The organism is Ktedonobacter sp. SOSP1-85 (genome assembly GCF_016587415.1).
Taxonomy (GTDB): Bacteria; Chloroflexota; Ktedonobacteria; order Ktedonobacterales; family Ktedonobacteraceae; genus Ktedonobacter.
In genome coordinates this window covers 283,012-307,775 of sequence record NZ_BNJI01000003.1, presented here as the reverse complement: position 1 = coordinate 307,775, position 24,764 = coordinate 283,012, and the positions used below count along the sequence as shown (strand labels likewise).

23 protein-coding genes and 2 pseudogenes are annotated in these 24,764 nt (G+C 53.3%); 10 read left to right on the top strand and 15 right to left on the bottom strand.

Features of this window, described 5'->3' with window-relative positions; genetic code table 11:
* The first annotated feature begins 257 nt into the window (after positions 1-257).
* From KTE_RS39400 to KTE_RS39380, 5 genes are all read left to right on the top strand, one after another.
* Positions 258-1,436 (top strand): MFS transporter, encoded by a 1,179-nt coding sequence (locus tag KTE_RS39400; protein ID WP_201391628.1) that lies wholly within the window; start codon positions 258-260, stop codon positions 1,434-1,436.
* A gap of 135 nt (positions 1,437-1,571) precedes the next feature.
* A complete protein-coding gene (locus KTE_RS39395) occupies positions 1,572-2,156 on the top strand; it encodes an IS607 family transposase (protein WP_201387429.1) in 585 nt (194 codons plus the stop codon).
* Positions 2,143-3,441 carry an RNA-guided endonuclease TnpB family protein gene (locus tag KTE_RS39390; protein WP_201391626.1) on the top strand — a complete coding sequence of 433 codons (1,299 nt, stop codon included), beginning with the start codon at positions 2,143-2,145 and terminating at the stop codon, positions 3,439-3,441. The genes KTE_RS39395 and KTE_RS39390 overlap by 14 nt, the downstream gene beginning before the upstream one ends.
* Positions 3,442-3,625: 184 nt before the next feature.
* A complete protein-coding gene (locus tag KTE_RS39385; protein ID WP_201391624.1) occupies positions 3,626-5,965 on the top strand; it encodes an RICIN domain-containing protein in 2,340 nt (779 codons plus the stop codon).
* Positions 5,966-6,160: 195 nt separating this feature from the next.
* Positions 6,161-7,063 (top strand): NAD(P)-dependent oxidoreductase, encoded by a 903-nt coding sequence (locus KTE_RS39380; protein ID WP_201391622.1) that lies wholly within the window; start codon positions 6,161-6,163, stop codon positions 7,061-7,063.
* On the opposite strand, the gene KTE_RS39375 is transcribed toward KTE_RS39380, so the two are convergent.
* The 4 genes from KTE_RS39375 to KTE_RS39360 form a co-directional block, all read right to left on the bottom strand.
* Positions 7,060-7,659 carry a GNAT family N-acetyltransferase gene (locus KTE_RS39375; protein ID WP_201391620.1) on the bottom strand — a complete coding sequence of 200 codons (600 nt, stop codon included), beginning with the start codon at positions 7,657-7,659 and terminating at the stop codon, positions 7,060-7,062. The genes KTE_RS39380 and KTE_RS39375 overlap by 4 nt on opposite strands.
* A complete protein-coding gene (locus tag KTE_RS39370) occupies positions 7,656-8,144 on the bottom strand; it encodes an SgcJ/EcaC family oxidoreductase (protein WP_201391618.1) in 489 nt (162 codons plus the stop codon). Before KTE_RS39370 ends, KTE_RS39375 begins: the two co-directional genes overlap by 4 nt.
* Positions 8,145-8,252: 108 nt before the next feature.
* Positions 8,253-8,795: an NUDIX hydrolase gene (locus KTE_RS39365; RefSeq protein WP_201391609.1), complete on the bottom strand. Its 543-nt coding sequence runs from the start codon at positions 8,793-8,795 to the stop codon at positions 8,253-8,255.
* Positions 8,796-8,853: 58 nt separating this feature from the next.
* Positions 8,854-10,500 (bottom strand): HEAT repeat domain-containing protein, encoded by a 1,647-nt coding sequence (locus KTE_RS39360; protein WP_201391607.1) that lies wholly within the window; start codon positions 10,498-10,500, stop codon positions 8,854-8,856.
* Positions 10,501-10,738: 238 nt separating this feature from the next.
* On the opposite strand from KTE_RS39360, the gene KTE_RS39355 reads away from it, so the two are divergent.
* Positions 10,739-12,028 carry a serine hydrolase gene (locus tag KTE_RS39355; RefSeq protein ID WP_201391605.1) on the top strand — a complete coding sequence of 430 codons (1,290 nt, stop codon included), beginning with the start codon at positions 10,739-10,741 and terminating at the stop codon, positions 12,026-12,028.
* A 130-nt stretch (positions 12,029-12,158) separates the two neighbouring features.
* On the opposite strand, the gene KTE_RS39350 is transcribed toward KTE_RS39355, so the two are convergent.
* From KTE_RS39350 to KTE_RS39335, 5 genes and pseudogenes are all read right to left on the bottom strand, one after another.
* Entirely contained in the window at positions 12,159-12,545 is a 387-nt protein-coding gene (locus KTE_RS39350) for a VOC family protein (RefSeq protein WP_201391604.1), read from the bottom strand.
* Positions 12,546-12,655: 110 nt separating this feature from the next.
* Positions 12,656-13,036 carry a helix-turn-helix domain-containing protein gene (locus KTE_RS39345; RefSeq protein ID WP_201391602.1) on the bottom strand — a complete coding sequence of 127 codons (381 nt, stop codon included), beginning with the start codon at positions 13,034-13,036 and terminating at the stop codon, positions 12,656-12,658.
* Positions 12,966-13,280, bottom strand: a pseudogene (locus tag KTE_RS50220) (DUF6597 domain-containing transcriptional factor); the annotation flags it as partial. The gene KTE_RS39345 and the pseudogene KTE_RS50220, both read right to left, overlap by 71 nt.
* A gap of 44 nt (positions 13,281-13,324) precedes the next feature.
* A pseudogene (locus KTE_RS39340) lies at positions 13,325-14,637 on the bottom strand (RNA-guided endonuclease InsQ/TnpB family protein).
* Between the two features lie 63 nt (positions 14,638-14,700).
* Positions 14,701-14,961, bottom strand: a complete 261-nt coding sequence (locus KTE_RS39335; protein ID WP_201391599.1) for a DUF6597 domain-containing transcriptional factor — start codon at positions 14,959-14,961, stop codon at positions 14,701-14,703.
* 163 nt (positions 14,962-15,124) lie between these two features.
* Between KTE_RS39335 and KTE_RS39330 the strand changes: the two genes are divergently transcribed.
* Entirely contained in the window at positions 15,125-15,922 is a 798-nt protein-coding gene (locus tag KTE_RS39330; RefSeq protein WP_201391597.1) for a hypothetical protein, read from the top strand.
* A gap of 64 nt (positions 15,923-15,986) precedes the next feature.
* Here the strand turns inward: KTE_RS39330 and KTE_RS39325 are convergent, their stop codons facing one another.
* The 5 genes from KTE_RS39325 to KTE_RS39305 form a co-directional block, all read right to left on the bottom strand.
* Positions 15,987-16,781: a D-alanyl-D-alanine carboxypeptidase family protein gene (locus KTE_RS39325; protein ID WP_236600935.1), complete on the bottom strand. Its 795-nt coding sequence runs from the start codon at positions 16,779-16,781 to the stop codon at positions 15,987-15,989.
* A gap of 218 nt (positions 16,782-16,999) precedes the next feature.
* Positions 17,000-18,304, bottom strand: a complete 1,305-nt coding sequence (locus tag KTE_RS39320) for a hypothetical protein (protein WP_201391593.1) — start codon at positions 18,302-18,304, stop codon at positions 17,000-17,002.
* Between the two features lie 279 nt (positions 18,305-18,583).
* Positions 18,584-19,717 (bottom strand): WD40 repeat domain-containing protein, encoded by a 1,134-nt coding sequence (locus KTE_RS39315; protein WP_201391591.1) that lies wholly within the window; start codon positions 19,715-19,717, stop codon positions 18,584-18,586.
* A gap of 45 nt (positions 19,718-19,762) precedes the next feature.
* A complete protein-coding gene (locus tag KTE_RS39310; RefSeq protein WP_255553088.1) occupies positions 19,763-20,311 on the bottom strand; it encodes a PadR family transcriptional regulator in 549 nt (182 codons plus the stop codon).
* A 212-nt stretch (positions 20,312-20,523) separates the two neighbouring features.
* A complete protein-coding gene (locus tag KTE_RS39305; protein WP_201391587.1) occupies positions 20,524-20,877 on the bottom strand; it encodes a hypothetical protein in 354 nt (117 codons plus the stop codon).
* Positions 20,878-20,985: 108 nt separating this feature from the next.
* Between KTE_RS39305 and KTE_RS39300 the strand changes: the two genes are divergently transcribed.
* Entirely contained in the window at positions 20,986-21,873 is an 888-nt protein-coding gene (locus tag KTE_RS39300; RefSeq protein ID WP_201391585.1) for a haloalkane dehalogenase, read from the top strand.
* Between the two features lie 107 nt (positions 21,874-21,980).
* On the opposite strand, the gene KTE_RS39295 is transcribed toward KTE_RS39300, so the two are convergent.
* Positions 21,981-22,931: a YafY family protein gene (locus KTE_RS39295; RefSeq protein ID WP_201391583.1), complete on the bottom strand. Its 951-nt coding sequence runs from the start codon at positions 22,929-22,931 to the stop codon at positions 21,981-21,983.
* 115 nt (positions 22,932-23,046) lie between these two features.
* Between KTE_RS39295 and KTE_RS39290 the strand changes: the two genes are divergently transcribed.
* A complete protein-coding gene (locus tag KTE_RS39290) occupies positions 23,047-23,370 on the top strand; it encodes an antibiotic biosynthesis monooxygenase (protein ID WP_007913787.1) in 324 nt (107 codons plus the stop codon).
* On the top strand, positions 23,367-24,386 hold the full coding sequence (locus KTE_RS39285; RefSeq protein WP_201391582.1) for an NAD(P)-dependent alcohol dehydrogenase: 1,020 nt from the start codon (positions 23,367-23,369) through the stop codon (positions 24,384-24,386). Before KTE_RS39290 ends, KTE_RS39285 begins: the two co-directional genes overlap by 4 nt.
* The last annotated feature ends 378 nt before the right edge of the window (positions 24,387-24,764 follow it).

The following is a 24,764-nucleotide window of genomic DNA, read 5'->3' as shown; positions in this document are numbered from 1 at the left end:
CATAACAGCAGAAGCGCTTCTTCTTGGCCTGCAGCATGTGTTTCCCACGATGGACATCTCCCCTTTACTAACGAAACAATCTTTTATGGGGTGTAGTATAACATAGTGCTTGCTTGAAAAACAAGAGGTCGGGCGAGCATGCGAGCATGCGAGCATGCTCTTGAAATAGGGCAGGTTCGCGTGGTACAGTTGCCAGAAGTCTCTGGCTTCTTGCCCTGCGGAAAGGGAGGCCATTACCAATATGAAGGAGTCGTCTTTTGTCCACACAGCCGATGGCGTTGCGAACGGCACGTTATGCTATTTCTCTTATGTTTTTCGCCAATGGGATGCTCCTGGCAAGTTGGGCGGCGCGCATCCCTACGATACAACAGCAGTTGCAGTTAGATCCAGGCCCTCTGGGTATTGCCCTCTGGGGGTTGGCGGTGGGGTCGCTCGTGGCCTTTTCCTACGTGGGATGGCTCATTGTTCACCTGGGAAGTCGTTTGACCACGACCATTGCGGCTATTGTGTGCTGTTGTAGTCTGGTGCTTCCGGCTCTCGCGCCTAACCTGCCACTCTTATGGCTCTCACTTATGCTGTTAGGTATGGGCAATAGTGTCATGGATGTGTCGATGAATGCCCAGGCCGCCTCTTTGGAAGAGAGCTATCGCAGACCAATTATGTCATCTTTTCACGGGCTCTGGAGCGTTGGCGCCCTGGTTGGGGCCAGTGGTGGCAGCCTTATGGCCTGGCTCAATATTATGCCTTTGTTCCATTTCCTGCTTGTTTCTGGGCTGCTCCTTCTGGTGGTCTTGCTTGCCAGTCGCTGGCTCTTGCCAACTACAGCCAAGCCCAGCGAGAAAACACCAGTCTTCGCGCGCCCGACAAAGGCCTTGCTGGGGCTAGGCATCATTGGCTTCTGCTCCTTTATGAGTGAAGGCGCGATGGCGGATTGGAGCGGCGTCTACCTGCATCGCTCGCTGGGTACCAGTGCGGGATTGGCCGCGCTGGCTTTTGCCGTTTACTCGCTCGCTATGACTGTTGCGCGTCTGCTGGGTGATTCTATTGCAAAACGCATTGGACCAGTGCTCCATGTGCGTCTGGGTGGTTTGCTGGCAGCCCTGGGTCTGGGCCTGGCTCTGCTTTTCCAACAGCCCATTCTTGCGCTTGTGGGCTTGGCCTGTGTGGGAGCAGGGCTTGCCTGTATGGCTCCGCTTGTCTTTAGCACTGCGAGCCGTACGCCTAACCTGGCTCCTGGTCTCGCCCTGGCCGCTGTGGCGACAATGTCCTACACTGGTTCGCTGGTTGGTCCTCCTGTGATTGGCCAGATCGCGGAACTCATATCTTTGCCTTATGCGCTTGGCCTGTTGGCGCTTCTCGGCCTGGTCATTGTATTGCTGGCCCCCACGCTCGCGCGTGCTCCCCAGCTGGAGAGTAAGGCTGCGGAAGTGGCCTGACGCTGCTAAAGCACGCGTCGGTCAGTCTCTACAAACTTCTTAAAAGTATGCTACTATGATAAAGAGTATTGAAACAGATCATTGAAGATATAGCGAATCCTTGACAATCACTGAGAATCCTGGTACACTTTTCCTATGAAACTCAGTGATTACGCAAAACAACAAGGGGTCCGCTATGAGACGGCCTGGCGCTGGTTCCGAGACGGCAAGATTCAGGGTCGACGCGTGGGAGCGCACACGATCCTGATCGATGAACCTGCAAGATCCGCCAGCCCGGTAAAAGCTGTGACGGTGGTGTACACCCGCGTCTCCTCAGCCGAGAACAAGGCGAACCTGGACAGTCAGGCGGAGCGGCTCGTGGCGTACTGTGCGGCTCGTGGCTATCAGGTGAGCAAGGTGGTCAAAGAAATTGGTTCGGGGGTCAACGACAATCGGCCCAAGTTTCTGGCGCTCCTGGCTGATCCCAACGTCGGGCGGATTGTCATTGAACACAAAGACCGGGGGACGCGCTTTGGCTTTCGCTATATTGAGACGCTCCTCACCGCTTGCGGGCGGGAAATCGAGGTGGTCAATCAGGCCGAAAATGAGACCGAAGATCTGCTCACCGACCTGACGAGCATCATTTATAGCTTCTGTGCCAGACGCTATGGGCAGCGTCGAGCGAAACGAAAGACCGAGCGCATTGTCCAGGAATTGGAGGCGCAAGATGCACCTGGTTGAAAAGCATGTGATTGCGCAGACCGATCCGCGCTTTGCCTGCGTGGATGCAGCCTGTTTTGCCTCCAAGAATCTCTACAATGCCGCCCTCTATGCGTTGCGTCAAACGTTCTTTTTGACCAACACCAGCCTCTCCTATCCTGCGCTGGATAAGCGGATGCAAGAGCACGAGGCATACCGGGCGTTGCCTGCCAAAGTCGCGCAACAGGTGCTCAAGCAGGTCTGCACCGCCTGGTCGAGTTTCTGGGCGGCGCTTCTGGTGTATCGAGAGATCCCGGCAACGTTCGTGGGGCGTCCTCACCTCCCAACGTACTTGCCCAAGGCGAAGGGGCGTAACCTGCTCGTCTATACCATGCAAGCGGTGAGCCGGGGCAAACGGACCCTGGATCGGGGGATCATCCAGCCCTCGCAACTGGGCATCCAGGTGAAAACCCGGCAAGACCCCAAAGCCATCGCGCAGGTGCGCGTGGTTCCCAAAGTGGGCTATGTCGTGGTCGAAGTCATCTCTGAACACGAACCCACCATCACGGCGGTTGATCCTGATCTGCTCGCCGGACTCGATCCGGGTATGGATAATCTGGCCACGCTAACTTCAAACAAACCAGGCTTTGTACCGGTGATTGTTAACGGGCGCGGCATCAAGTCCTGTAACCAGTATTATAACAAACAACGAGCAGTGCTCCAGAAATCCCTGGGACATCCTGGCCGAAGTCGGCGCGTGGAACAGTTGACGACTCGACGCAACCGGCGGATCGAGCACGACCTGCATACGGCCAGCCGCTTCCTGATTGATCTTTTGGTCGCCGAGGGGATCGGGACGTTGATCATCGGCAAGAATCCGTTGCAAAAACAAGCGATCCGCCTAGGGAAGCGCACCAATCAGCACTTTGTGCAGATCCCGCATGCGCGCTTCATTGAGATGCTGCAGTATAAAGCGGAACTGGTCGGCATTGGCGTGATCCTCACCGAAGAGTCGTACACGAGCAAAGCCAGCTTGCTTGATCTCGACCCCCTGCCCGTGTATCGCAAAGGCGAGCAGGTGGCCTACCAGTTTAGCGGCAAGCGCATCGAGCGGGGACTGTATCGAGCAGCCGATGGGCGAGTCATCCATGCTGATGTCAATGGCGCAGGGAATATTATCCGCAAAGTAGCTCCTGGAGCTTTCGAGCGCAAGGGAGTAGAGGATGGGGAGTGCAGGGTCCATCTGCCGGTAGTCCATCCGGTGAGGAAGTCATTCCCTCACAAACCCGCTCGCGAGAAAATCCTGGCTCCTGTCAGGATTCGCTAGTCGCGACGGAACTATTACCTATGTTACCCCCTCTTCTATGCAAGAGTGAATTGTTCCTTGAACGGTTCATTCTAGAGGCGTCAAATGGTCATTGGTGACCAGGGATGGTAGTTATTTGACTACCATCCCTGAAAAGCGCGAGAAGACACTATGAAGGTGTCTGTGTCTCAAGGAGGACCCTCTTATGCTTCGTCGTTTTAGTCTCCACTTTGCTCCTCGTCTCATCGCACTTTGTATGTTTGTTCTGTTCGCCTTCCTGGCGGAGGGACCCTTTGATGTGGCCCGTGCGGCCTCTACGGTCACTATTAACCCTTCTCAGCAGTATCAAACGCTTCAAGGTTGGGGATCTAGCATGGCCTGGTGGGCTAACTGGGCGGGCGGCTTGAGCGATAGCCAGCGCAATGCCCTGGCCGATGCTCTCTTTGATCCCAATAAGGGTATTGGCCTCAATGTCTTGCGCTACAACTTTGGGGCCGATGGTCCGGGTAATGTCTGCCATAACTCCATTGCCTCAGGCAAAGCAGGGATTTACACCAATATCCCTACCTATGAGCCATCTGCCGGTACTTATGATTGGACGCAGGATGCGAACCAACGCTGGGTCCTCCAGGCTGCTCAGAATCGGGGTGCCAATCTCTTCGAGGGATTTGTGAACTCTCCTCCTGCCTGGATGCTTACGAATAGTTGTACCTCGGGAGCGAGCGGCAATGCCGAGAATCTGAGTAGCGCGCACTATGATGATTATGCCAGCTACCTGGCGACTATTGCTCAGCATTTTCATGATAGTTGGGGCTTGACGCTCCAGACGCTTGAACCATTTAACGAGCCGACTCCTGGCTACTGGAATTATCAAGGGGATCAGGAAGGCACCAATGTCTCTACCGCTACCCAGAATACAATCGTCAATAAAGTCGGTGCCAGGCTTGATACGACTGGTGTCTCGGCCTACTCGGTGGTCTCGGCTCCTGACGATACGGCGGTGAACCGGTCAAACACGGACTACAATGCTTACGATAGCACGGCCAAAGGCTATGTCGTACAATATAATACGCATACCTATGGTGGCAGCGATAGCGACCGGGATTATGCCTATAGCACCATTGGGCAGGGCGGCAACAAGCGCCTGTGGATGTCAGAATGGGGCGCGGGCTCGCAGGGAAGTCAGATTGCCTCGGCTATTACTCTGTCCCAGCATATCCTGGATGATGAACAACACCTGCATCCAGCTGCGTGGGTGATCTGGCAGGCGGCCGACAATTACTTTGGGGCCGGAGGATCTGGCAACGCTGGTGCCAACGATGATCTCTGGGGCCTGGCCAGTACAGACAGCAATGGCAATATCATCTACCCATCGCGTTACTATGGTTTTGGGAACTACACCAAGTTTATTCGCCCCGGGTATAAGATGATAGGTAATAGTGATGGTAGCACGTTTAGTGCCTATGATGCTGGATCGCATACCCTTGTGCTTGTAGCTACCAATAGCGGCTCCAGTAGCAATGCTGTTACGTACAACCTCTCAAATTTCACCAGTGTAGGTGGAACTGCGACCCCCTATCAGACGACGGCGAGCGCGAACCTGGCTCAACTAGCGAATATGAGCATCTCAAACAAGTCATTTACTGCATCGCTCCCTGGCCAATCGATTACAACGTTTGTCATTCCTAATGTGAGCTATACTGGCACAAACGCCGTGACCGAGATTGACGACTCCGTTCAGGGTAGTGGGACCAACCAGTTCAATTATCAGGGCAGTGGTTGGGGGCATTGTACCAATTGTGGCAGCAATCTCTACAATGGCAGTGATAGCTGGGATGGACAGGCCGGCGACTCTGTCAGCCTGCAATTTACTGGCTCGCGCATCCGCCTCTATGGTGTCAAGGATACCAATGAGGGGATTGGCCTGGTCTCTATCGATAATGGGCCAACGCATGAAGTCGATTTCTATGCGTCACAGCGAGCTGGCAATCAGTTTATGTGGGAAAGTCCTGCGCTCAGCTCTGGTACTCATACCTTCAAACTGAGTGTAACCGGGCGTAAAAATCCCCAGAGCACGAATGTCTGGCCCGCACTTGATCGTGTAGAGATAGATCCAGTGACCACTGGTTACGTGAAGATTGTGAACCGCAATAGTGGGAAGGCTCTCGACGTGACTGGCCAATCCACAAGTGATGGTGCGCTATTGGAGCAGTGGGATTACTGGGGTGGTGCTAATCAGCAGTGGCAACTGGTGGATGCTGGTGGTGGTTATGTCAAGGTCGTGAGTCGCAATAGCGGCAAGCTCGTAGATGTCTCTCAAGGCTCTACCGCTGATGGTGCATCAGTCATCCAGTACACGGACAGCGGCGGGACCAATCAGCAATGGCAACTGGTAGATGTTGGTGGAGGGTATGTCAAGATCGTCAACCGCAACAGCGGGAAGGTGCTTGATGTAAGCGGCCAATCCACCAGCAATGGTGGCTCAGTCATCCAGTATACATATAATGGTGGCGCTAATCAGCAATGGCAGGTATTGTCGATTTGACGATCTGAGTAGGTTGGTAATGTCGTGAGACGGATGCATTCTTCGTATCCGTCTCACTTTACTACTTCACCGAAAACCCTGAGCGCGAAGCGCTAGACACGCCAGTGGCGTTGGGGTTCGGAATAAGATCTTAGCGGAGAGTCCAGGCAAGCATGGACCCTTGATTTGGTGAAGGTCTAGAAGCGAGGAGATGAAGTGGAGATTCGCACTGTTGCTATCTTGAGTCCAGGTGATATGGGGCATGCGATCGGCGCGGTCCTTCACCGGCATGGCCTGCGCGTCATTACCAGCCTGCGTGACCGTAGTGCGCGAACACAGGCCCTGGCGAAGGCCGCTGGAATGCAGGATGTTCCTGATGATGAGACCCTTGTGCGCGAGGCTGATATCCTGCTCTCGATCATGCCACCAGCCAGAGCATACTCCTTCGGAGAGCGTATTGCTTCAACTCTGAGTCATGTGAAGACCGAGCTGCTTTTTGTAGATTGTAACGCCATTGCTCCGCGCACGGCACTGGCTCTCGATCAGTTATTGACGGAGGCGGGAGCGGGCTTTGTGGATGCCGGCATTATTGGAGGTCCGCCTCGGCCTGGCGAAGAGGGACCGCATATATATGTCTCTGGCGCACGAGCGGCGGATGTCGCCCGCTTGAGCGAGTACGGCCTGGATGTGCGCGTAGTAGGCGCGCAGAGCGGCCAGGCATCTGGCCTCAAGATGTGCTATGCCTCGGTCACGAAAGGCCTGACGGCCCTGGCGACAGAAGCCCTGACCGCCGGTCGCGCCCTGGGCCTACAGGACACGCTGATTAACGAATTACAGGATTTGCCTGCCTTTCGCTCCATCAAGCGCTCGGTACCTGGCATGCCGCCCAAAGCCTATCGCTGGGTGGGCGAGATGCAAGAAATCGCACGCACCTTTGCGGATCTGGGGCTTCCTCCACAGATGCTTGAGGGAGCCGCAGCCCTTTATCACTTCGTCGAAGGCACCGAATTAGGCCTTGAGAAGCCGGAGCAACGCCAGCGCGGCCAGACGCTGGAAGAGGTGACCGAGATTCTGGCAGCCGCCTTGCCGAAGCAGATCAAGCCCGAGCAAGATAATTAACGTTTCTCGATAAGCGGGAGGCCAAAGAGGACTGCTCCAGTCAGCGCTCGCCCTTTGTTCTCTTTTGTGGTGAGCAGTCCCAGGCCTCCTGTGTCTAAGAAGTGGACCGCGCTGGTAAGCTGGAAGCCTGCGCGTTCGATGCCCCGTTGCGATGCCATGTTGGCTGCCTGGTGAATGATCCAGAAGCGCTCATTTGTGGCGCATTCATGGCGCAGGATATATTGAAGCAAGCGAGGATAAATACCGTGACCTCGCCATGCTGGAAGCGTGATAAAGTAGTACAGGTAGCGGTTTTGTGAGGGAACCTGAAAGGTGACGAGTCCGCCGCCAAAGGCTGCCTTGCCAGTGGCGGACCACCCAACGGCGACGGCGTGCGCACCCATGCGCGCAAGATAAGGCTCATGGCCTGCTTGCATCAGTTTCAAGACCTCATCTTGAGCAGTCTCCATCACGAGTGCCAGTTCCTCAAGATTTGCGGCTCTCTCCACCGAAAAATCAGGCAGTGGTGGCAAGACAGGCAGTACATCGCCCTTCCACCATGTCCATAGGAGACCCGCCCGGTCTCCTATGCTATACGTTCCTTGATTGGTGGTCATTGCGCGCGCTCGCTTACTTCTCGCAGTTCTTCTGTCATCTGCTGGACCAGTTCGGGTCTTCCATGCAGTTGGGCTGGGGTGTTCTGGAGGGAAGAAATGCTCCACTCGCCATTGCGCTTGATCGCCACGATAGTCTGAATAGAATTGAGTGAGGGATCTATCTCAGCCTTACCAGGCGGGACCATGCCAACGATAGCGCGGAGGGTGGCGACATCAGGCTGTAGGAAACGCACATTTTTGATTTTGTAGATGTAGGGTGGCGTGGGATGATGGCCAAAAATAGTTTTTAGCGTTGAGAAGATCTCTGCTTGCCCTATAAGCTGACTTCCATCGAAGCCGATGGACTCGCCGTCTTCATTGAAGAGTGCAGCGAAAGCTTTGGCATCGCGCTTATCCCAGCTCTCCAATAATTTGCTGTAGAGTTCTCTGACTTCACGCTCATTGGTGGCCTGTTCGTCTGGTGTTTGAAACATTCTTTTATTCATATGGGTTTGCTCCTTGAATTTTATACTAAATACCCTCTCTTCTGCTTCCAAATGTGGAGCGCGAAAGCGGAACTGACATTGGTGCGTACGCCAGTACGCCAGTAGTACCTACGCGCTTTCGAGTTCATATATAGCCTTCAGGAAGGCCTGGTCTGAGGCTGAGAGCTTCAGGGTAGCCAGCTCGGCGCGTGGGCGGAAGACGGCCTCTAGCTCGTAGCCATCCTGCTCGCGTGCCTCGGGATTAAAGGCCTCGGGAGTGGCGTGATAGATGACCTGGAGGAAATCGGGATAGGTTCGAAACGTCTCCAGGCGGGGTCCCAGGTAGCGGAAGTGCTTGAAACCCAGCAGGCGTGTGCTCGCCAGGGACCAGCCGGTCTCCTCTAGCAGTTCACGCCGCAGGGTCTGCATCAGAGTCTCGCCATCCTGGCGCTGTCCACCAGGGAGGAGATGATGGTTCAAGGGATCGCGAATGACCAGCACCTGATCTTCCAGCGTCACCAACGCGCGAACCGAGGTAATTAGCTCCAGTGGCGGCAACTCCTGGCTGAGATAGCTCTTAAGTTTCAGAGGGATTGTTCCCTCGCCCCATAACGCGTCCTCTTCGGCCACAAGAGTGGCGCTCTGAAGCGCCTGTGCCAATTCTATGCTCATCTGAGCCTCCCTGCTATATGCTTTTATGTATAGCCCCATTATAATTTCCCGTCATTTGTTATTTGAGAAAGTCAGTAAAGGTATTTTGTATCATTTGGTTGAGCAATGCATAGAGGATACTCCCTGCGGTGCCGCTAGTCAACAACGCTCCTAGAAAGGCCCAGGGAGGAAATATAGGGGCATACCCCTGAAGTTTTTTCTCCATTTCTACATATTTTCCTCCTGTATACTGCGCCAAAATTTTTGTGTGAAGCAGATATTGACCAACAGCATAAGGAAGTTCGCAGAATATCAGTGTGGCAAAGAGAAGGCTTACAATCAGCCATTTTATATCTATCGGAAAAAGCCAAACCTTCATCACGATGAGGAGAAAGGCGACAAGCAAGATCGTATTATGGAGTGCATCATACTTATATACCATACGTAATCCGTTAACATCACAAGCTAAATCAATGTAGTGTTGATCTAATGTCTCTTGTGATGCCTGTGCGGTCTTGGCTTTCCCCCTGCCCTTCTGCCTGGATTTAGTTAATGCTGGCAAGAATTTGGGAATTGTCTTGAACAGAGGATCAGCCATACGCAGAAAACCAACGATGAGAAAATAAAGGAGGACGAAGGAGGAAAGCAACAGAACGATTTGCAGACAAAGCGCAATGGCTTGTACCGTAGTCTGACGGAGAATCAGTCCTATTATTGTGCCAAGGGCAAGTCCAACAGGAACAGGTAAATATAGTATTACTTCATCTTGCTTCATCTGTTCAAGCGCTTTGACATCGATTTCAATAGATTGATATAATGCTGCATTTCTGATGCGCTTAAGCGTATTATCCTTATACCACTCAATGTAGTGACTGCCAATATCGATCAAGAGGACCAAAGCAATTGCATAGAAGAGCCAGGTCCCGAGTGCATTTGCACCAAGAAACCAGAAAGCAAAACCCAGGAAGATGACAATATAGGCAACGATCTCTATAAGCAAAGATACTATGCGCCCGTTTCTATAGAAGAAGAACGCCACAAGAGTGGGCGTAAAACAGACAGTGATTGTTAACAGTATCATTTGACAGACAAACAGGAGTACATTCCACGGGCCAGCAGTAGGTGGTAAATGCTCAGCTCGTGTGGTCTTTATGACGATTGTAGCAACTATAGAAGCCAGGAGGACAAGAATTGGAAATGTAATAATGAACGCTAGCCACTTTCTAAGGGGAAGGGCAGAAGGATTTTCTAGCTTCGGAGGAGGCCTCATCCCCCCTGAATGCGTTCTAGGAGCATAGGGATCAAAAATTAATTTGGGCGGGACAGATCCTCCCGGATCGGATATTTCCGAGAGAAAGAAAGTAGGGGGGATAGGTGCTTGCACTGAGTTATCTGAAAATTTACGTTCGAGGATCGCGTCTATACCTCGGCGATCACCAATCTTCTCTAGTACTCTAGCTGCGGACTCGCTTACATCAGAATCGCTGTCCCGGAGCACAGCGATCAGCGATTCTACTGCGGCCGAGCCTAAGCTGGCCACCCTGTCCCAATCTTGCTGGGCAATTGCCAGCAATACAGATTGTGTCTCATTCACTGGCTGCCAGCCAAGCTGATTTAAAGCCTCTGCGACTTGCTTGCGTACCGCACTATCCTTATCTCTCAGTGCCTCGATCAGCATCTCTATGTCTTGAGCGCTTCCCTTTTCCTGGTCTTTGTTGTGCTGCATCGATGAGTCCTTTCAATCGCGAGCGATACGATCTCTGGCGCCACTCCTCAAAAAATTGGCTTGGTAGAGTATACACTTATTCCTACTTGAGAGTAAATAGATGGATGAGGCCTAAAATATAGTAATTGTTAAGGCCTGCCTCGAATGCTATTGCACGGCCACGGACCAAGGTGTAATGCCTGTTTAGTGGTATCATAGCATAAAACTCTGTAAGCGCCGGAATGAAAGGGAATTTGAAATGCTAAGCGAGATAGATCAGATTGTACATGAGGAGATTGATCTTCATGGACCTGGGGTTGCTATTGCTGTCGTGAAGGATGGCAAAATGATCCATAGCGCTGGCTACGGATTTGCTAACCTGGAGTGGAGCTGTCCTATTGAGCTTGATACCGTCTTTCGATTGGCCTCTGTTACCAAGCAGTTTACGGCAGTGGCGATTATGCTGTTGGAGAAGCAGGGGAAGCTACGCCTCGATGACTCAATCACCACCTATTTGCCTGATTATCCAACGCATGGTCGGACGATTACGATTACGCATTTGCTGAATCACACCTCGGGCATCAAAAGCTATACCGCATTAGATAAATTCTTTCAGGAAATCTCAAAGAAAGATATGTTGCCTGGTGACGTAGTTGCTTATTTCAAAGATCTGCCGCTTGAGTTTGAGCCTGGAACGCGCTACGCATACAATAACTCAGGCTATCACCTGCTCGGCCTGGTTATTGAGAAGATAACAGGTATGGGCTATGAGCAGTTTATCCAGCAACATATCTTTCAACCGCTGGAGATGAACCGCTCCTATTATATGCATAACGAGACAATCGTTCCACGCCGGGCTAGCGGCTATGAGAGGGTTGGTGAGGTATACCGGCATGCAGAATATCTCAGTATGAGTATTCCCTACGCGGCAGGTGCACTTGGTTCAACGGTTGAGGACCTTGTACGTTGGGATGCCGCGTTACGCGAGGAACGCCTGCTAGATACAGCCACGCTAGAACGGATGTATACGCCGACGCGGCTGGCCGATGGACGGCTTGAGGAGTACGGTCTGGGCTTCCGCGTCACCGAATATGCGGGAAATCGTCTCATCGGACATGGTGGTGGCATTCCTGGCTTCCATACCTTTATCGCGCGCTTTGTCGATGACCAGGCCATGATCGTTGTGCTGGCGAACGCCCCAGAGATAAATGTGGAGCGCATCACGCGCAAGATAGCCCGTCATATCTTTGAACTTCCTCCTGTAGAACGCATACCTGTGACGCTGAGTGAGGCTATGCTCGATAAAGCGGTGGGGGCATACATTGGCGAGAATGGCTTCTCGCTAGAAGTGAGGCGAGATGGGGAGAGGCTCACCATACAAGGTTTTATTAAGGACAGCTTGCTACCTATGAGCGAGGAGACGTATTATACCAGCGAGGACAACGAGTTCGAGCTCCACTTCTCTGAGGAACAGGCGGGCGTCTACAATACGCTGACCCTGCGTATTCCCGTCTACCGCACCTTTGCTGCCAGCAGAAAGCAAGGATAACCTTTTCACGTGACAGGAGGTGTGGTGCGTTCTGGCAACCGCAGGTTGCCAGAACGCACCACACCTCCTGTCACGTGCGAGCGCCGCAGGCGCGGGGTGTCACGCCAAAAAAAGCGCATCGCTGGCTTCTTTAGTTCGAGCCTGTATAAGTGGCAAACCACCAGGTATTGCCAAAGCTATCTTTGATGCCCGCCCCCCGTTCTTGATAGGGCTTATCTCCTGGTTCGTCTACTGAGGTGGCGCCCGTCTGGAGTGCTTGCTGGTAGGTCGCATCTACATCCTGCACATAGATATAGACCTGGGAACGAGGCGCTGTAGCCTCAAACTCACCAATTTCCAGGACGACAACGGAGTCGCCGATCTTCACCTCTATATGGAATCCGCCTCTTGTTTGGTTTCGTTCCAGTTCCTCCGCCTTGAATGTCCCTCGTACAAAATCCAGGACGGCAGAATTGCCATAGAGATATGGACGCACTGTGCCAAAGCCATGCCTGGTGTAAGTGTTTAAGCTACTCATTGATATTATTCTGTTCTTATGCTCCTTCAAAAGATGTAATTTAGATGTGAATTCGCTTACAAGGAGAATATACCAGGAAGGAGGACATTTGTATTGTAAAAAATCACACTTTAATTGTGTAGGGGGATATGGTTACGGTACTCGCCACGCTGTGCCTGGTAGGAGCGTGGCGAGAGACCGCCAAAATCCTGGAAATCGTGGATAAAATGAGCCTGATCGTAGTAGCCACAGTCCATGGCAAGCTTGCTCAGACGTTCTGGTGGCTCTTGTTCTAGACGACGGAGTGCCTCCTGGAAACGCAGGATACGATAAAATTGCTTTGGTGTCAGGCCTACAGCCTCGCGAAAGACCTGGAGGAAGCGTGTTTGACTGATGCCAATCTGCTCAATAATGGAAGAGATTGTTTGTCCAGATGATATGTCATGCATAGCCTGTGTGGCAAATGTAACAACAGGATGCGCCTCTCGTCCACCAATTAGTCTGGATAACAAAAAACTGCTCCAGGAGAGAGAACTGGTGTTGTGGTGTCCCAGCTTCTAATAGATGTTCTCGCAGTGAGAGCGCTTCTGGACCCCATATCATCTCTAGCGAGATGACCTGGTTATACAACTCGCTGGCAGGCAGCGGGAGAAAAGGTAAGGCACCACCCGCTTTGAAATCAACCCCAATTACTGAAGTGAGGCTGAGTGTATCGATGAGCACAAATTCTGAATGGGCGCCACTGATAACACCGCCACGATAATCTTGAAATTGGTTAGGATTATGTCAGTACCCTACGGCTAAAGCCGAGGGCTTGGAGTTGTGTCTGAACTCCACCGCAATTCAGCATACCTTTTCAGGCGTGCTGCTTTGGCTTCATCGTCCGACACATCAGGGCGTACTGACAAGAGGCCCGTTCCTATCCAGTCTTGCCGGATAAGAAGCGTTCGCATCGCAATATTCCTCGCGCCAACCAGATCGGCATGGAGCGTGTACTGACAATTCTGACAGACGAAGAGCAGGCCCTTGTGTGGACGATTCTCTTTGCAGGTATGCCCACATTTGGGGCAGGCCTGCGAGGTAAAGTTGGCATCCACCTTGATCGCCATACTTCGATGCAAGAGCGCTTTATAGGCGATCATACTGTGCAACTCACCAAAAGCCCATTTGGAGAAGGTACGATTGGCTTTTCGCTGTTTGGTACTGGCTCGCTTGCCTTTCCGTCGTTTGGTATGCTCGCGAATGTCTGTCAGATGCTCCAGTCCAATCAAGCTTTGAGGATATTGCTTCACAATCCGTTTACTCACGACATGATTGCAGTTTGCTTTCAACCGTCTCTCTCGTCCACTGATGGCAACGAGCTTTCTCGTTGCAGAACGAGTGCCTTTCTTTTGCAGACGCTTTCTCAGTCGTGCATAGTGATGGGATCTAGCAACAATGGAGGGGTCAGCATGGAAGGTGCAATCGCCTTGCATCGTCGCCGTGACGGCAAGGTATCGCATCCCCACATCCACGCCAACGACTTGCTTGTGTGTTTCGGGGTAGGATCAGCCATCTCAACTTCCAGGGAGACAAGGAGGTAAAATTGCTTCTTGGCTTTGTCATACCAGAGTTTCGATGCGCCGATCTCCGTACCACGCTGGATCAATGCCACATGCTTATTGTAGCCAGTATAGGGCACAACGATACGTCCATCGAGCGTGAGAAGGCTCACGTGCTGCTCTTTCTTGAACGTGTAGTCCTTCTTATACTGGTAGGTCAACGTGGGAGAGAGAAACGTAGGAGCCTTATCAAGCCCTTTATAACGTTTCTTGGTGATACCTGCCTTACGATGAGCAGCATTGTTCTTCACCTTTGTCCATAAGCCTTTATAGGTGGCACCAACTTGGCGAGGAACAGAACAGGCCATTTGCGAAGGGAGATGAAAACGGAGGCGGATCTCATCGTAGGTGGCATCTTGCAAACGAAGAGCATTACTCAACTTGCCATTCGCAAAGGCGTACTGGCTCACATAGTTGAGTGAATCACGATACGCCAGTTGCGTTGTACGTAAAGCCTTGAATTGCTCGGGCGTTGTATTCAATTTGAGTTTCGCTGTTAATACCGTTTTCATAGTCTGAATTATATCATAGTTTTCATCCGCCTGTCAATAATACATGAGCAGATGAAAGCATGTCTACGGCGTATTCCACCCAAGCCACCGACAAAGGAACGTCGCATTCCTCCCCATGCCTGAAAGGGCAGGGGCATCCTGCGGCGTGTTCGGTGAATCATAGATCCGCGTCAGGTCTTCGTGGAGATTGATAACCAGGGATACTGATCCATCTGGCAAGCGGCGCTCCCTGGTATGTGATGGTCGCTCACCCTGGTAAGACCAGAAGCCTTTTATGAACGCTGAGAGTGGTGGCCGGGGATAAAAGGTGTGATGGGTAACCAAAAGCAGTCTCCCTGAACAAACAGGCGAGCGTATCCTCAAACGCCAAACCATAGTCATGTAGAAAGCGTACTCCATGCTTATGCTAAAAGCAAGGCCTTTGGTGCCTATAGTGCTTCACACCCAACATACCCTCTTCCGATGTGAGCTTACGAGCGAGGAGGAGATGCTTTCCCTACTTGCAGTGGGGCAGAGGAAGAAGTACGATAGAGGCGGACATATTTTAAACAGCATCGATGATGGTGCTAGAAGGGTAGGCAAGATGCAGGAGGCCGTAAAGTGGCGTTCATTTATTCCTGGTCAAATCACCGGACCAGACGAGGCGATTACGTTTGTGGAGGGATGCGGCTTTTGTACCTGGGGACCGTTGCCGCGCCTGCCATTTCCTAATCTGGCCGAGGCCATGGGGGAGACCGCGACCTCAGTTCTGGACCGCACCTGGTTCTGGAAGGATGATCTGCATTTCTCGCGACAGCTCTACTATGGCAAGATTATCCAGGGCCAGCCCAGCTTTATCGCGCCTGAGTATCTCCCCGATTTTATTGCGGCCCTGGCTGGGCGTGGCCAGGAGCAGGAGCGAGATGTGAATCGGCTCTATTTCGCTGGTCGGCTCTCTGGGGAAGCGAAGACGATCTATGAATATCTGGACGAGCATGGCGCGCACCCATCGCGCGAGCTGAGGCGCGGCGCCAGGCTGGGAGAGAAATCCATGAAGTTGGCGACCGAGCGCGCACTTGTAGAACTGCAACGCCGCTTCCTGATCTGCAAAGTCGACCTGACGGGGCGCACACGCGGCACTTACTCATATGTCTGGGATCTCGCGGAGCGCTTCTGCCCCGAGGCCTTTGCCGATGCGCGCCAGACCTCGCCCATGGCTGCCCGCAGCAATATTCGCGGACAACTCCGCGAGTTCGGCATCGAACCAGCTTCCCAACTAGAGAATCGCCTCTTCCTTTGGACATAGAGCAAAAAGTAGCCTGACGCGTGCCAAAGCGCGCGTCGGGCAGCTTAAATTCTTTCACGGGTAGCTAATAAGCTGGCAGCATAGGCAGGCCAAAGCCCCATTCGAGGAGCGTTTTGGCGTCGCGAAAGCGCTGATTGGTATCCGTGTCGGAGCTAAAGAGCACGGTGCCGATCAGGTGATGGTGATTACGTGTCGCGGAGAAGACCAGGCAGTAGCCTGCCTCGTTGGTGAAACCGGTCTTGACGCCTGTGGTTGCTGGATACAGGTTGAACAGGTCGTTGGTATTCGACCAATGGTAGGCTCCATGTTTTGACGACCATGCAAGGTCATACTGCCTGGTGCTGACAATTTTGGCGAAGAGGGGATTGCTCAAGGCATACGCTGTGAGGCGCGCTAAATCACGTGCGCTTGAATAGTGTCCGGGGAGGGGATTGCCACTTGCATCGTAGTATGTCAATCCATCGGGGTTGATAAAGTGTGTCTGGAAAAGGTGATGGCGCAGGGCAAAGCGGTTCATCATCCCGACAAAGGCGTCTGAGCTTCCCGCGACAGCGCGAGCCAGGACGATGGCGGCATCATCACCAGACGGCAACATCAAGGCGTATAACAGGTCATTGATCGTCAGGGTATCTCCAGGCACCAGTTTGGCATTACTGCCATTATGCTGCAAGACATATTGAGGTATGTCTGGAGAAACCGTGGCCTCCTTTTTGAGATTTGCGGCTTCAATGACGACCAGGGCCGTCATGATTTTGGTCGTGCTAGCCATGGGCAAGGGCTGCTCCGCGTTCTGATCATCCAGTACATTGCCAGTATCAGTATCAAGAAGGTAGGCCGCTTTGGCGTCAATTGGTGGCACGCCTCCTATCACTGTCAGGACAGACGGAGGTATGGGCGTAGGCTCTAGCGTTGGGCTGGGCGTCACCGTCCCTGGCGCTGTATGTGTATTGGTTGCGCCCAAGGGGATTACTCTGATGGATATGCAGGCAAAGAGTATTATACTCAGCGTTATCAATCCATATAGGATGGCAAAAGCAAGTGCCAGCAGGCGTTGTCTGGTCGAAGCTCTCTTCTCTCTCATTCTTCTGTCCAGCCTATCATTTCCAGTGTTCCTCCCTCTGCTATATTTGCGAACTGGGCGGGTATGCCTCCGCCTAAGACACCGTAGTAAAGCTTCTCCCCCTGTCCCTCATTGGATGTTGTGTGCAGCACATACATAGTGCCGTCGCGCGAAATATTTGACCAGGGATCGCGTAAAGGTCCCGCAAAGGTGCTATATTCTCCATACATGTTTGTGACCGCAATTGTGATATCTTCTCCAGAAGTCGAGATCATCCAGAGCCCGTTGAGTTCAGTGGGAACCTGCATTCCTGGAGCACTGTTCCCAATGATGGCTAGCAGTTGCTTGTCACTCTTCGCTGCAAAGCGCAGGGCTGTAATGGCCATAGTGTTAGAGCGCCAGATCTCTTCTGTCTTGTTGCTTGCAAGATGGAGCGCACTGATGGTGCTGGGTCCCCGATAAATACTATTTCCGCCAGCGCACTCACTTATGTACAGTGTCTTTCCATCGCTGCTTGCTACATAGTCCCAACATAGGGGTGTCTGGGGCTGAAATATCTGCCGAAGCCCTAGAAGCGGCTTTTTTGTGATATCCAACACATAGAGTGCCTGTGATGATCCATCCTTTAAGCTGTCCTTTACAAGGAGTTGCCCTGCATTGAGCCAGCCTCCAGGCTGATATCCTTTATCACGAGTTGCCTGCGCGACCCTCGTGATCTGCCCGCTGTGAAGATTGAGCAGGTAGAGATCTGGAAGCCTATCAGTCGCAGAGACCAGACTCCAGGCGATGTAGCTTTGATCAGGCGACCATTGTACGCTCTCCAGTTGTGCGCCATTGGGCGAACAATACAGGGTCTGCTCGTCTTTCCCATCAAGGCGTAGGAGATGGACCTCATCATGTCCATTACTGTGAACAAGCGTAAGTAACCATGTTCCATTTGCGGAGACAAGGCTCTCCTTGATTTCCCCACGCGTTATTTCAGAGCTATCATTGTGTAGTACATCAAAATCGATCACACTTGAGGGGCCATTCAATATGTCGTTTGTTTGCAGGTAGAGAATATGTGGTAGCTGTCCATGAGCTAATGGTGCAACAACGGCGCTTCGTGCTTGCCCCTCTGGGGGGCAGCCGTTCAGGGTTGTATGCCTACTGGGAGGAGTGAATCTCTTCGTTGTTCTCTGTTGATCTGCCTGGGCTGCGAAGGAGTGTTGTGTCGGCGTAACGCGAGCATATATCGTTATTTCAATGATTAACCCAAGTAAGGCAATACACATGAGCGCAACAATGACGGAGCAGTGCGGCTCCCATCGGAGTTTGTGCATATAGCTTCTCTTTCTAGCGATAGCAAAAGCGCAGCGATTGGCACCTGGCTGTCACTTATGGTGTCGCTAGAGGAGCGGTTCTATAACATTGCATACGGGCCTGGTATACCAAAGTACCAGGCTTGTGGTGAAATAGGTGTATTTGTCGCGTTTCTTAGCCCTCTTTCTTCAGAGAGGCATAGACCAGGAGGAAATGTGGTAGCTCCTCCAACTGTGAATAAGGTATTCTTTTTCGTAAACCCAGTGTTTCACCTGCTTGAGCAGTGCCAGATAAGGGCTTTACCGCGTAACTCCCCAGAGGCGAACCGTTGCATCATCGCTGCCAGTAGCAATAATGGTACCCGAAGGCGACCAGCTTCCTGTAAATACACCTGCGTTGTGTCCCTGAATGGCAACCAGCTCTTGCCCGCTTTGTACTTCCCAGAGTTGTACCAGGCCATAGGCGCGTGCGGTGGCCAGGAGAGAGTTATCGGGCGACCACATGACGGGATAAGCCCAGCCCGCGTCTGTATGACCGGTTAGAACACGTACACGTTTGCCTTGTGCGTCCCAGATCTGGACAGTTCCAGCGTCGTTTGATGTAGCAACAAACTGTCCATTTGGCGAGTAAGCAACGCCATTGGGCTGGTCCTGGGGTGGGAGCTGGTGGGTAATCTTGCTACTTCGGGTATCCCACATAAATGTGTATTTATCATAGCGGTTCGAGACGATATGGAGCCCATCAGGGGACCAGGCCACGCCCCAGACCGCGTAAGGATAGCGTCCGCCTGAGCTTACATACTGGCCGGGTCCCTCCCAAAGCCCAAGATTTTTCCCGTTTGTGGTATCCCAGAGAAGAAGCGCGCCATCTGCATTCCCCGCCACCAGTCGCTTCGATGTAGGCGACCATGCCACGCTCAATAATTCTGGTCGAGGATGTGTCGATGTTGTTTGCCAGTTCAATAGTCTCTGGGTCTGCCAGTTGGTGGTTTGCCAGATCTGCACTATGCCTTTGTCGCCAGCAGTTGCCAGAGAGGTGCCATCGGATGACCAGGCCATCCCATTGATGCTACCTGTTTTTCCTTGTAATGTGGCAACCTGTTTCAAGGAGGCGCTCTGCCAGATCTGAATGTGTTCGCCTGGAGCCACGGCCAGGAAGCTTCCATCAGGCGACCAGCAGAGGCCGCGCACCTTGTCCTGCATATTCTCCAGGACGCCGATTTGTGCCAGGTTGTGTGCATTGGAGGCGATGATAGGCTTGAGCGTTGAGCGTGGTGTCGGCGTCGCGGGAATTTGCACAGGCGCGGGGGACTGGCAAGCGGCGACGAGGACGCTCATCGTTGCCAGAGAGCAGAAGTGGCGTCTGGAATATATTGGCAAGAAGAAGGGCTTTGCTCTTCTTGAGTGCATGTGAAGGAAACCATCCTGTTTCATAAAAAAGAACCTCCCTGTATGCTCGTTAGGTGAGTAAGTACGTGGTTATCCTTGCTCTGCTTCCTGTCGAGAATGGTTTGTCAATTGCTCTACCATCCAACGGCACCAGGCGACTGAGGCTTGCTCCGCGTACACGCCCGCATGGAGAGTCGCATAATTGCCAAAATCGGGCAGCGTAATATCCAGTTGCTCGCCATGCTCGTGCTCGATTCGGGCCAGGATGTGTTCATACTCAGCCAGGCGTGCAGCGTGTAACTCCTGCTGTTGCCGAAACAACGCGATAGCCTGCGCGGGGTCAGCTAGCCAGATCGCGTAAGCTTTGAGCACAAGCTCGTCGCGCGGTGGAGATGGCTCAATGGGTGAGGTCACCCATGTGCGTAATGCTGCGAGACCACTCTCTGTCACGGAGAACAGCCTCTTGGCCGGGCGAGTAGGTTGTGTGACCACTTGCGCGGTAATAAATCCTACCTCTTCCAGGCGGGCCAACTCGCTGTAGATGTGGCTGGAATGAGCTGTCCAGAAGAAGCCAAGAGGTCGTTTAAGGCGTTGAGCCAGGTCATAGCCAGAGGACTCCTGGCGAGCGAGAAGTGCCAGAAGAGCGTAGTCTAGAGTCGTGATAATCTTTTCTCCTCCAATATGCTATTATTCCAATATTGGAATAATAGCATATTGGAGGAGAAAAGAGAAGCGGGAAGACAGAAGGACCGAGTAACCGCGAACGGTTTACCCGGTCCTTCGCAACTAGCGACCTTATTTATCATTAGGTTTGAGCTTTTTTAACAGCTTGTCTTTAGCACTCTAGCAGGCTAGGCGCTCTCTAGATAACTGCCCCGTGGGCTGATGTAGGCGCAGAGGTAGTCGCCGCGCTGGCAGCGGGGGAGTCCGTTCTTGAGACCGCTGGAGATACGTAGCGAGTTCCCGCTGGCCTGATCATTCCATTCGGCGATGACCTCGTAGCGCCAGCGACCGACCGCCGCTGGCACATTATAGAGAGGAATACCCTGCGCCTGTTTCGTGATTTGATAGTAGTTGACCTGGACAACCCTGGCCAGGACGCGCCTGCCTGTACGCCTAATGCGGTAGCGCTTTCCATAGTTGGCGAGTAGCAGGCAGGCACCCAGTATGCCTACCATGATGAGGAGTAGGAGTGTATCAGGCATTGCAGTATCCCTCCAGACACAACTTTGTGTCCCTTTTCTTCGTGCGCGAGAAGTGCTACATTTGGTAGAAGATAGTATACCACTTATCGCACGAAGAAAGAAGGAACTATGGAAGTACTTCGCACGCCGGACGAGCGCTTCGTCAACCTGCCTGATTATCCCTTTGAGCCGCACTACCTGGAGGTGGATGGCCTGCGCGTTCACTATATCGATGAGGGGCCGCGAGAGGCCGCGCCGGTTCTGCTGCTGCATGGCGAACCCTCCTGGTCATATTTGTATCGTGGGATGATTCCCTTGCTGGTCGCCGCAGGGCACCGCGTTATCGCCCCCGACCTCGTCGGCTTTGGTCGCTCGGATAAGCCCACGCAGCGCGAGGACTATACCTATAAGCGCCATGTTGACTGGATGCATGGTGTCCTGAATGCACTCGACCTGCGGCAGATAACGCTCTTCTGCCAGGACTGGGGTGGGCTGATTGGCCTGCGCCTCGTGGGAGAGCAACCGGAGCGCTTCGCCCGCGTCATCGCCGCCAATACCTTCCTGCCCACAGGCGACCAGCCGCCCAACAAAGCTTTCCTGCACTGGCAGCGCATGTCGCAGACCTTCCAGGGCTTTCAGGCGAGCCGTGTTGTTAAGGGTGGTTGCGTGACGCCTCTCACGCCTGAGGAGGTTGCCGCCTACGACGCCCCCTTCCCCGATGAGCGCTATCTCGCTGGGGCGCTCCAGTTCCCGCTGCTCGTGCCTACAAGGCCTGATGATCCTGCCAGCGAGGCCAATCGCGCCGCCTGGGAGGTCCTGTGCCGCTGGGAGAAACCCTTCTTGACAGCTTTTAGCGATAGCGATCCCATCACACGTGGCGGAGACGCGGTCTTGCAGGCCCTCATCCCCGGCGCCAAGGGTCAGCCTCATACCACTATTACCAGCGCAGGCCACTTCCTTCAAGAGGACAAAGGTCCCGACCTCGCCCGCATCATTAACGAGTTTATTGCCGGATAAAGATGTAATAGAGGTGAGATGCGCTACTGACGTACGCACCTACGCTCCCCAGTCCATGTGCGTGCGCCCAGCGTAGACGCGTACGTCAGTAGCGTACCTCACACACATTACTCTGTGTAGCTAACTAGCTTGTGGGCATGCTGGCGCAGGACCTCGCATAACTCAGGTGGGTGCTGGACGGTGAAGGGCATATCCAGGCTTGCTAGCAGGCGAGCCATCCAGGGCAGATCCTCGACCTCGACGCGTAAGAGAACTCCGCCCGCTACCTCTGTAAAGAAGGCTTTTGGGATGTGTGTCTGCCGTTGGGCCTCATATAGCGTCGCCTCCAGCTTTACCTCGATCTGCCATACTCTCGGCACTGAGGCGAGTGCCTGTTGCACCGCTTCTAGGGCGGGAAAGTTGATCCGTGGGGGAAAGGTTTCAGCAGTCATCTCGATATGCTCGATCCGGTCCAGGCGAAAGAGGCGTTCACCTTCACGCAAGTGGCAGTAGCCGATGGTGTACCAGAAGCCTCTGTGATAGGCGACTCCATAGGGATCAAAGTCTCGTTCCGTTACCTCCGAACGCGGCGAGCGATAGTGCAGGTGTACCCGTCGCCCTTCCTGAATCGCCGAACTGAGGATCATTACCGCCAGGCCCGAGGGTGCCTCCGATGTGGACCCGCTCTCGAAAGCTACCGTCTGCGCGACTGCCTGGATGCGTGAGCGGGTCTCGCTCGGCAGGACGCGCTCAACCTTGGCCAGCACCCCCTCAAAAGAGGGAACACTCCTTGATAGCCCCGATTGACGAGCCACCAGCAGCGAGAGCGTCAACGCCAGGGCCTCATCCTCTGTAAAGATCAGCGGTGGGAGCTTGTAGCCAGCGCGCAGGCGGTAGGCTCCATAGCGACCCCGTTCAGCCTCTACGGGAATGCCCAGGTCAACCAGGGTTTCGATATAGTTGCGAACCGTGCGGACATCCACCTCCAGTCGACGCGCCAGCTCCGCGCCGGTCATGCGTCCATGCGCCTGGAGAAGTTCTAAGACCGTCAGCACGCGGGCCGTTGGGCGATAGACCAATTTCCTGCTCCTATCTCAAAGTGCTTTTAATTAGGAACGATTCTATCAGCTTATCAGGCTACAATCAAGCACGTAGAGGATAAATGCTGTATCAGAAAGGAACAGGAAGATATATATGTATGCTGTGATGCGAAAAATCAAGGTCCAGCCACATTTGATAGATATGCTGACGCAAAAGACAAAGGATGTCTTTGTGCCAGTTCTCAAGAATGAGCCAGGGTTTATCGAGTTTATTGTGGTGCAGATTGCAGAAGGTGAGGCGGTGAGTATCAGCATCTTTGAGACACAGGAGGCAGCCGAAGAAGGCAATAGAAAGGCCTTCGCATGGGCCGGGGAGCATCTCTTCCCCCTGGCTGAGGGACCAGCTGAGATTGTAGGTCTGGGCAAGCTTCTACTCTATCAGCAAAAAGAAGTTGCAGGAGAAAAGAGTATCTCATGAAAAGCTATCATATAAACATGGGGGCAGGCCTTGAGGGGCTTGTAGTGAGGGAACAAGATGTACCAGTACCTGGCTCGCGCGAAGTACTGGTGAGAGTGCGAGCCTGCTCGCTTAATTCACGAGAACTGCTGATCCTACTCCTTGGCTACTATCCCTTGCCTGTGCGACCGGACGTGATCCCGGTCTCCGATGGCGCTGGAGAGGTCGTAGCCATCGGTGAGGGTGTGAAGAGGGTCAAGGTGGGTGACCGCGTGGCTGGTGTTGTCTTCCCTCGCTGGATTGACGGTCCCTTTCAGGCGGAGGTCGCCGACCAGCTTGGTGGTTCGCTGGATGGCATGCTGACGGAATATGCCCTTTTGTCAGAGGATGGCGTCGTTCCCATCCCTGATCATCTCTCTTTTGAGGAAGCGGCGGCCCTTCCCTGCGCTGCGCTCACCGCCTGGAATGCCCTCACTGGCGGGATGGGACTTCAGGTTGGCGACAGCGTGCTCACCCTGGGATCAGGAGGAGTCTCGCTCTTTGCCCTCCAGCTCGCCAAAATCGCTGGCGCACGGGTCATCGCGACCACTTCGCGTGCTGAGAAGGCCGAGCGGCTCAAGGCGCTCGGGGCGGATCACGTAATCAACTACCACACGACGCCTGATTGGCATCTCGCGGTGCGCGAATTAACGGGTGGGCGAGGCGTCGATCACGTGGTCGAGGTAGGCGGACCTGGTACAATTGTCAAGTCGATCAACGCGACCAGGATCTCGGGAGAGATTGCCGTGATCGGATCGGTGGCGCGCGACAACACGGACGATAGAGGAATTCACCGCGCCGTCTTCATGGGGACCGCTACACTGCGAGGCATCTCCCTTGGCAGCCGTGCGCAGTTTCTCGCCATGAACCGCGCCATCGCCGCCAATGGCATGAGGCCAGTCATCGACCGCATGTTTCCCTTCGCGGAGGCGAAAGCCGCCTATCAGTATTACAGCGAAGTCCAGCCCTTCGGCAAAGTAATTATCAGCCTGGGTTAAGGCTTGAGCTGTGCTGGCGTACCTACCAGGGTAGGTACGCCAATACCTGATTATGTGAGAGACCAGAAAGAGGAGGTAAAGCCAAGCTCGTTCCAGAGTTCGTCTATTTCTTCACTGGTCTTGCGCCGCCACTCAAATTCCAGGCGGTCTTCATACCAGGCCTAGGCCAGTCGCCACATTGTTTAATAAGACTGCAATCTTTTTAATACGTAAAAACACAAAATATTGTTGAACTTATACATGGCAATATGTCATCATGTTGATGAGTTTATGCTCGCTAAGCCGCTATATGTTTTTTAACAGCAAATGTACTATCTGTATCTTCTCATTGTGTTCTTTATAAATTAGCAGGAAGGACCTTTTCACTAGAGCGTGAAG

What these genes read in the sequence shown, in the direction of transcription:
- KTE_RS39395 (WP_201387429.1), top strand. Translation starts at nt 1,572, where the DNA reads ATGAAACTCAGTGATTACGCAAAACAACAAGGGGTCCGCTATGAGACG.
- KTE_RS39390 (WP_201391626.1), top strand. Translation starts at nt 2,143, where the DNA reads ATGCACCTGGTTGAAAAGCATGTGATTGCGCAGACCGATCCGCGCTTT.
- KTE_RS39385 (WP_201391624.1), top strand. Translation starts at nt 3,626, where the DNA reads ATGCTTCGTCGTTTTAGTCTCCACTTTGCTCCTCGTCTCATCGCACTT.
- KTE_RS39375 (WP_201391620.1), bottom strand. Translation starts at nt 7,659, where the DNA reads ATGACCACCAATCAAGGAACGTATAGCATAGGAGACCGGGCGGGTCTC.
- KTE_RS39370 (WP_201391618.1), bottom strand. Translation starts at nt 8,144, where the DNA reads ATGAATAAAAGAATGTTTCAAACACCAGACGAACAGGCCACCAATGAG.
- KTE_RS39365 (WP_201391609.1), bottom strand. Translation starts at nt 8,795, where the DNA reads ATGAGCATAGAATTGGCACAGGCGCTTCAGAGCGCCACTCTTGTGGCC.
- KTE_RS39360 (WP_201391607.1), bottom strand. Translation starts at nt 10,500, where the DNA reads ATGCAGCACAACAAAGACCAGGAAAAGGGAAGCGCTCAAGACATAGAG.
- KTE_RS39355 (WP_201391605.1), top strand. Translation starts at nt 10,739, where the DNA reads ATGCTAAGCGAGATAGATCAGATTGTACATGAGGAGATTGATCTTCAT.
- KTE_RS39350 (WP_201391604.1), bottom strand. Translation starts at nt 12,545, where the DNA reads ATGAGTAGCTTAAACACTTACACCAGGCATGGCTTTGGCACAGTGCGT.
- KTE_RS39330 (WP_201391597.1), top strand. Translation starts at nt 15,125, where the DNA reads ATGCTTTCCCTACTTGCAGTGGGGCAGAGGAAGAAGTACGATAGAGGC.
- KTE_RS39320 (WP_201391593.1), bottom strand. Translation starts at nt 18,304, where the DNA reads ATGCACAAACTCCGATGGGAGCCGCACTGCTCCGTCATTGTTGCGCTC.
- KTE_RS39315 (WP_201391591.1), bottom strand. Translation starts at nt 19,717, where the DNA reads ATGAAACAGGATGGTTTCCTTCACATGCACTCAAGAAGAGCAAAGCCC.
- KTE_RS39305 (WP_201391587.1), bottom strand. Translation starts at nt 20,877, where the DNA reads ATGCCTGATACACTCCTACTCCTCATCATGGTAGGCATACTGGGTGCC.
- KTE_RS39300 (WP_201391585.1), top strand. Translation starts at nt 20,986, where the DNA reads ATGGAAGTACTTCGCACGCCGGACGAGCGCTTCGTCAACCTGCCTGAT.
- KTE_RS39290 (WP_007913787.1), top strand. Translation starts at nt 23,047, where the DNA reads ATGTATGCTGTGATGCGAAAAATCAAGGTCCAGCCACATTTGATAGAT.
- KTE_RS39285 (WP_201391582.1), top strand. Translation starts at nt 23,367, where the DNA reads ATGAAAAGCTATCATATAAACATGGGGGCAGGCCTTGAGGGGCTTGTA.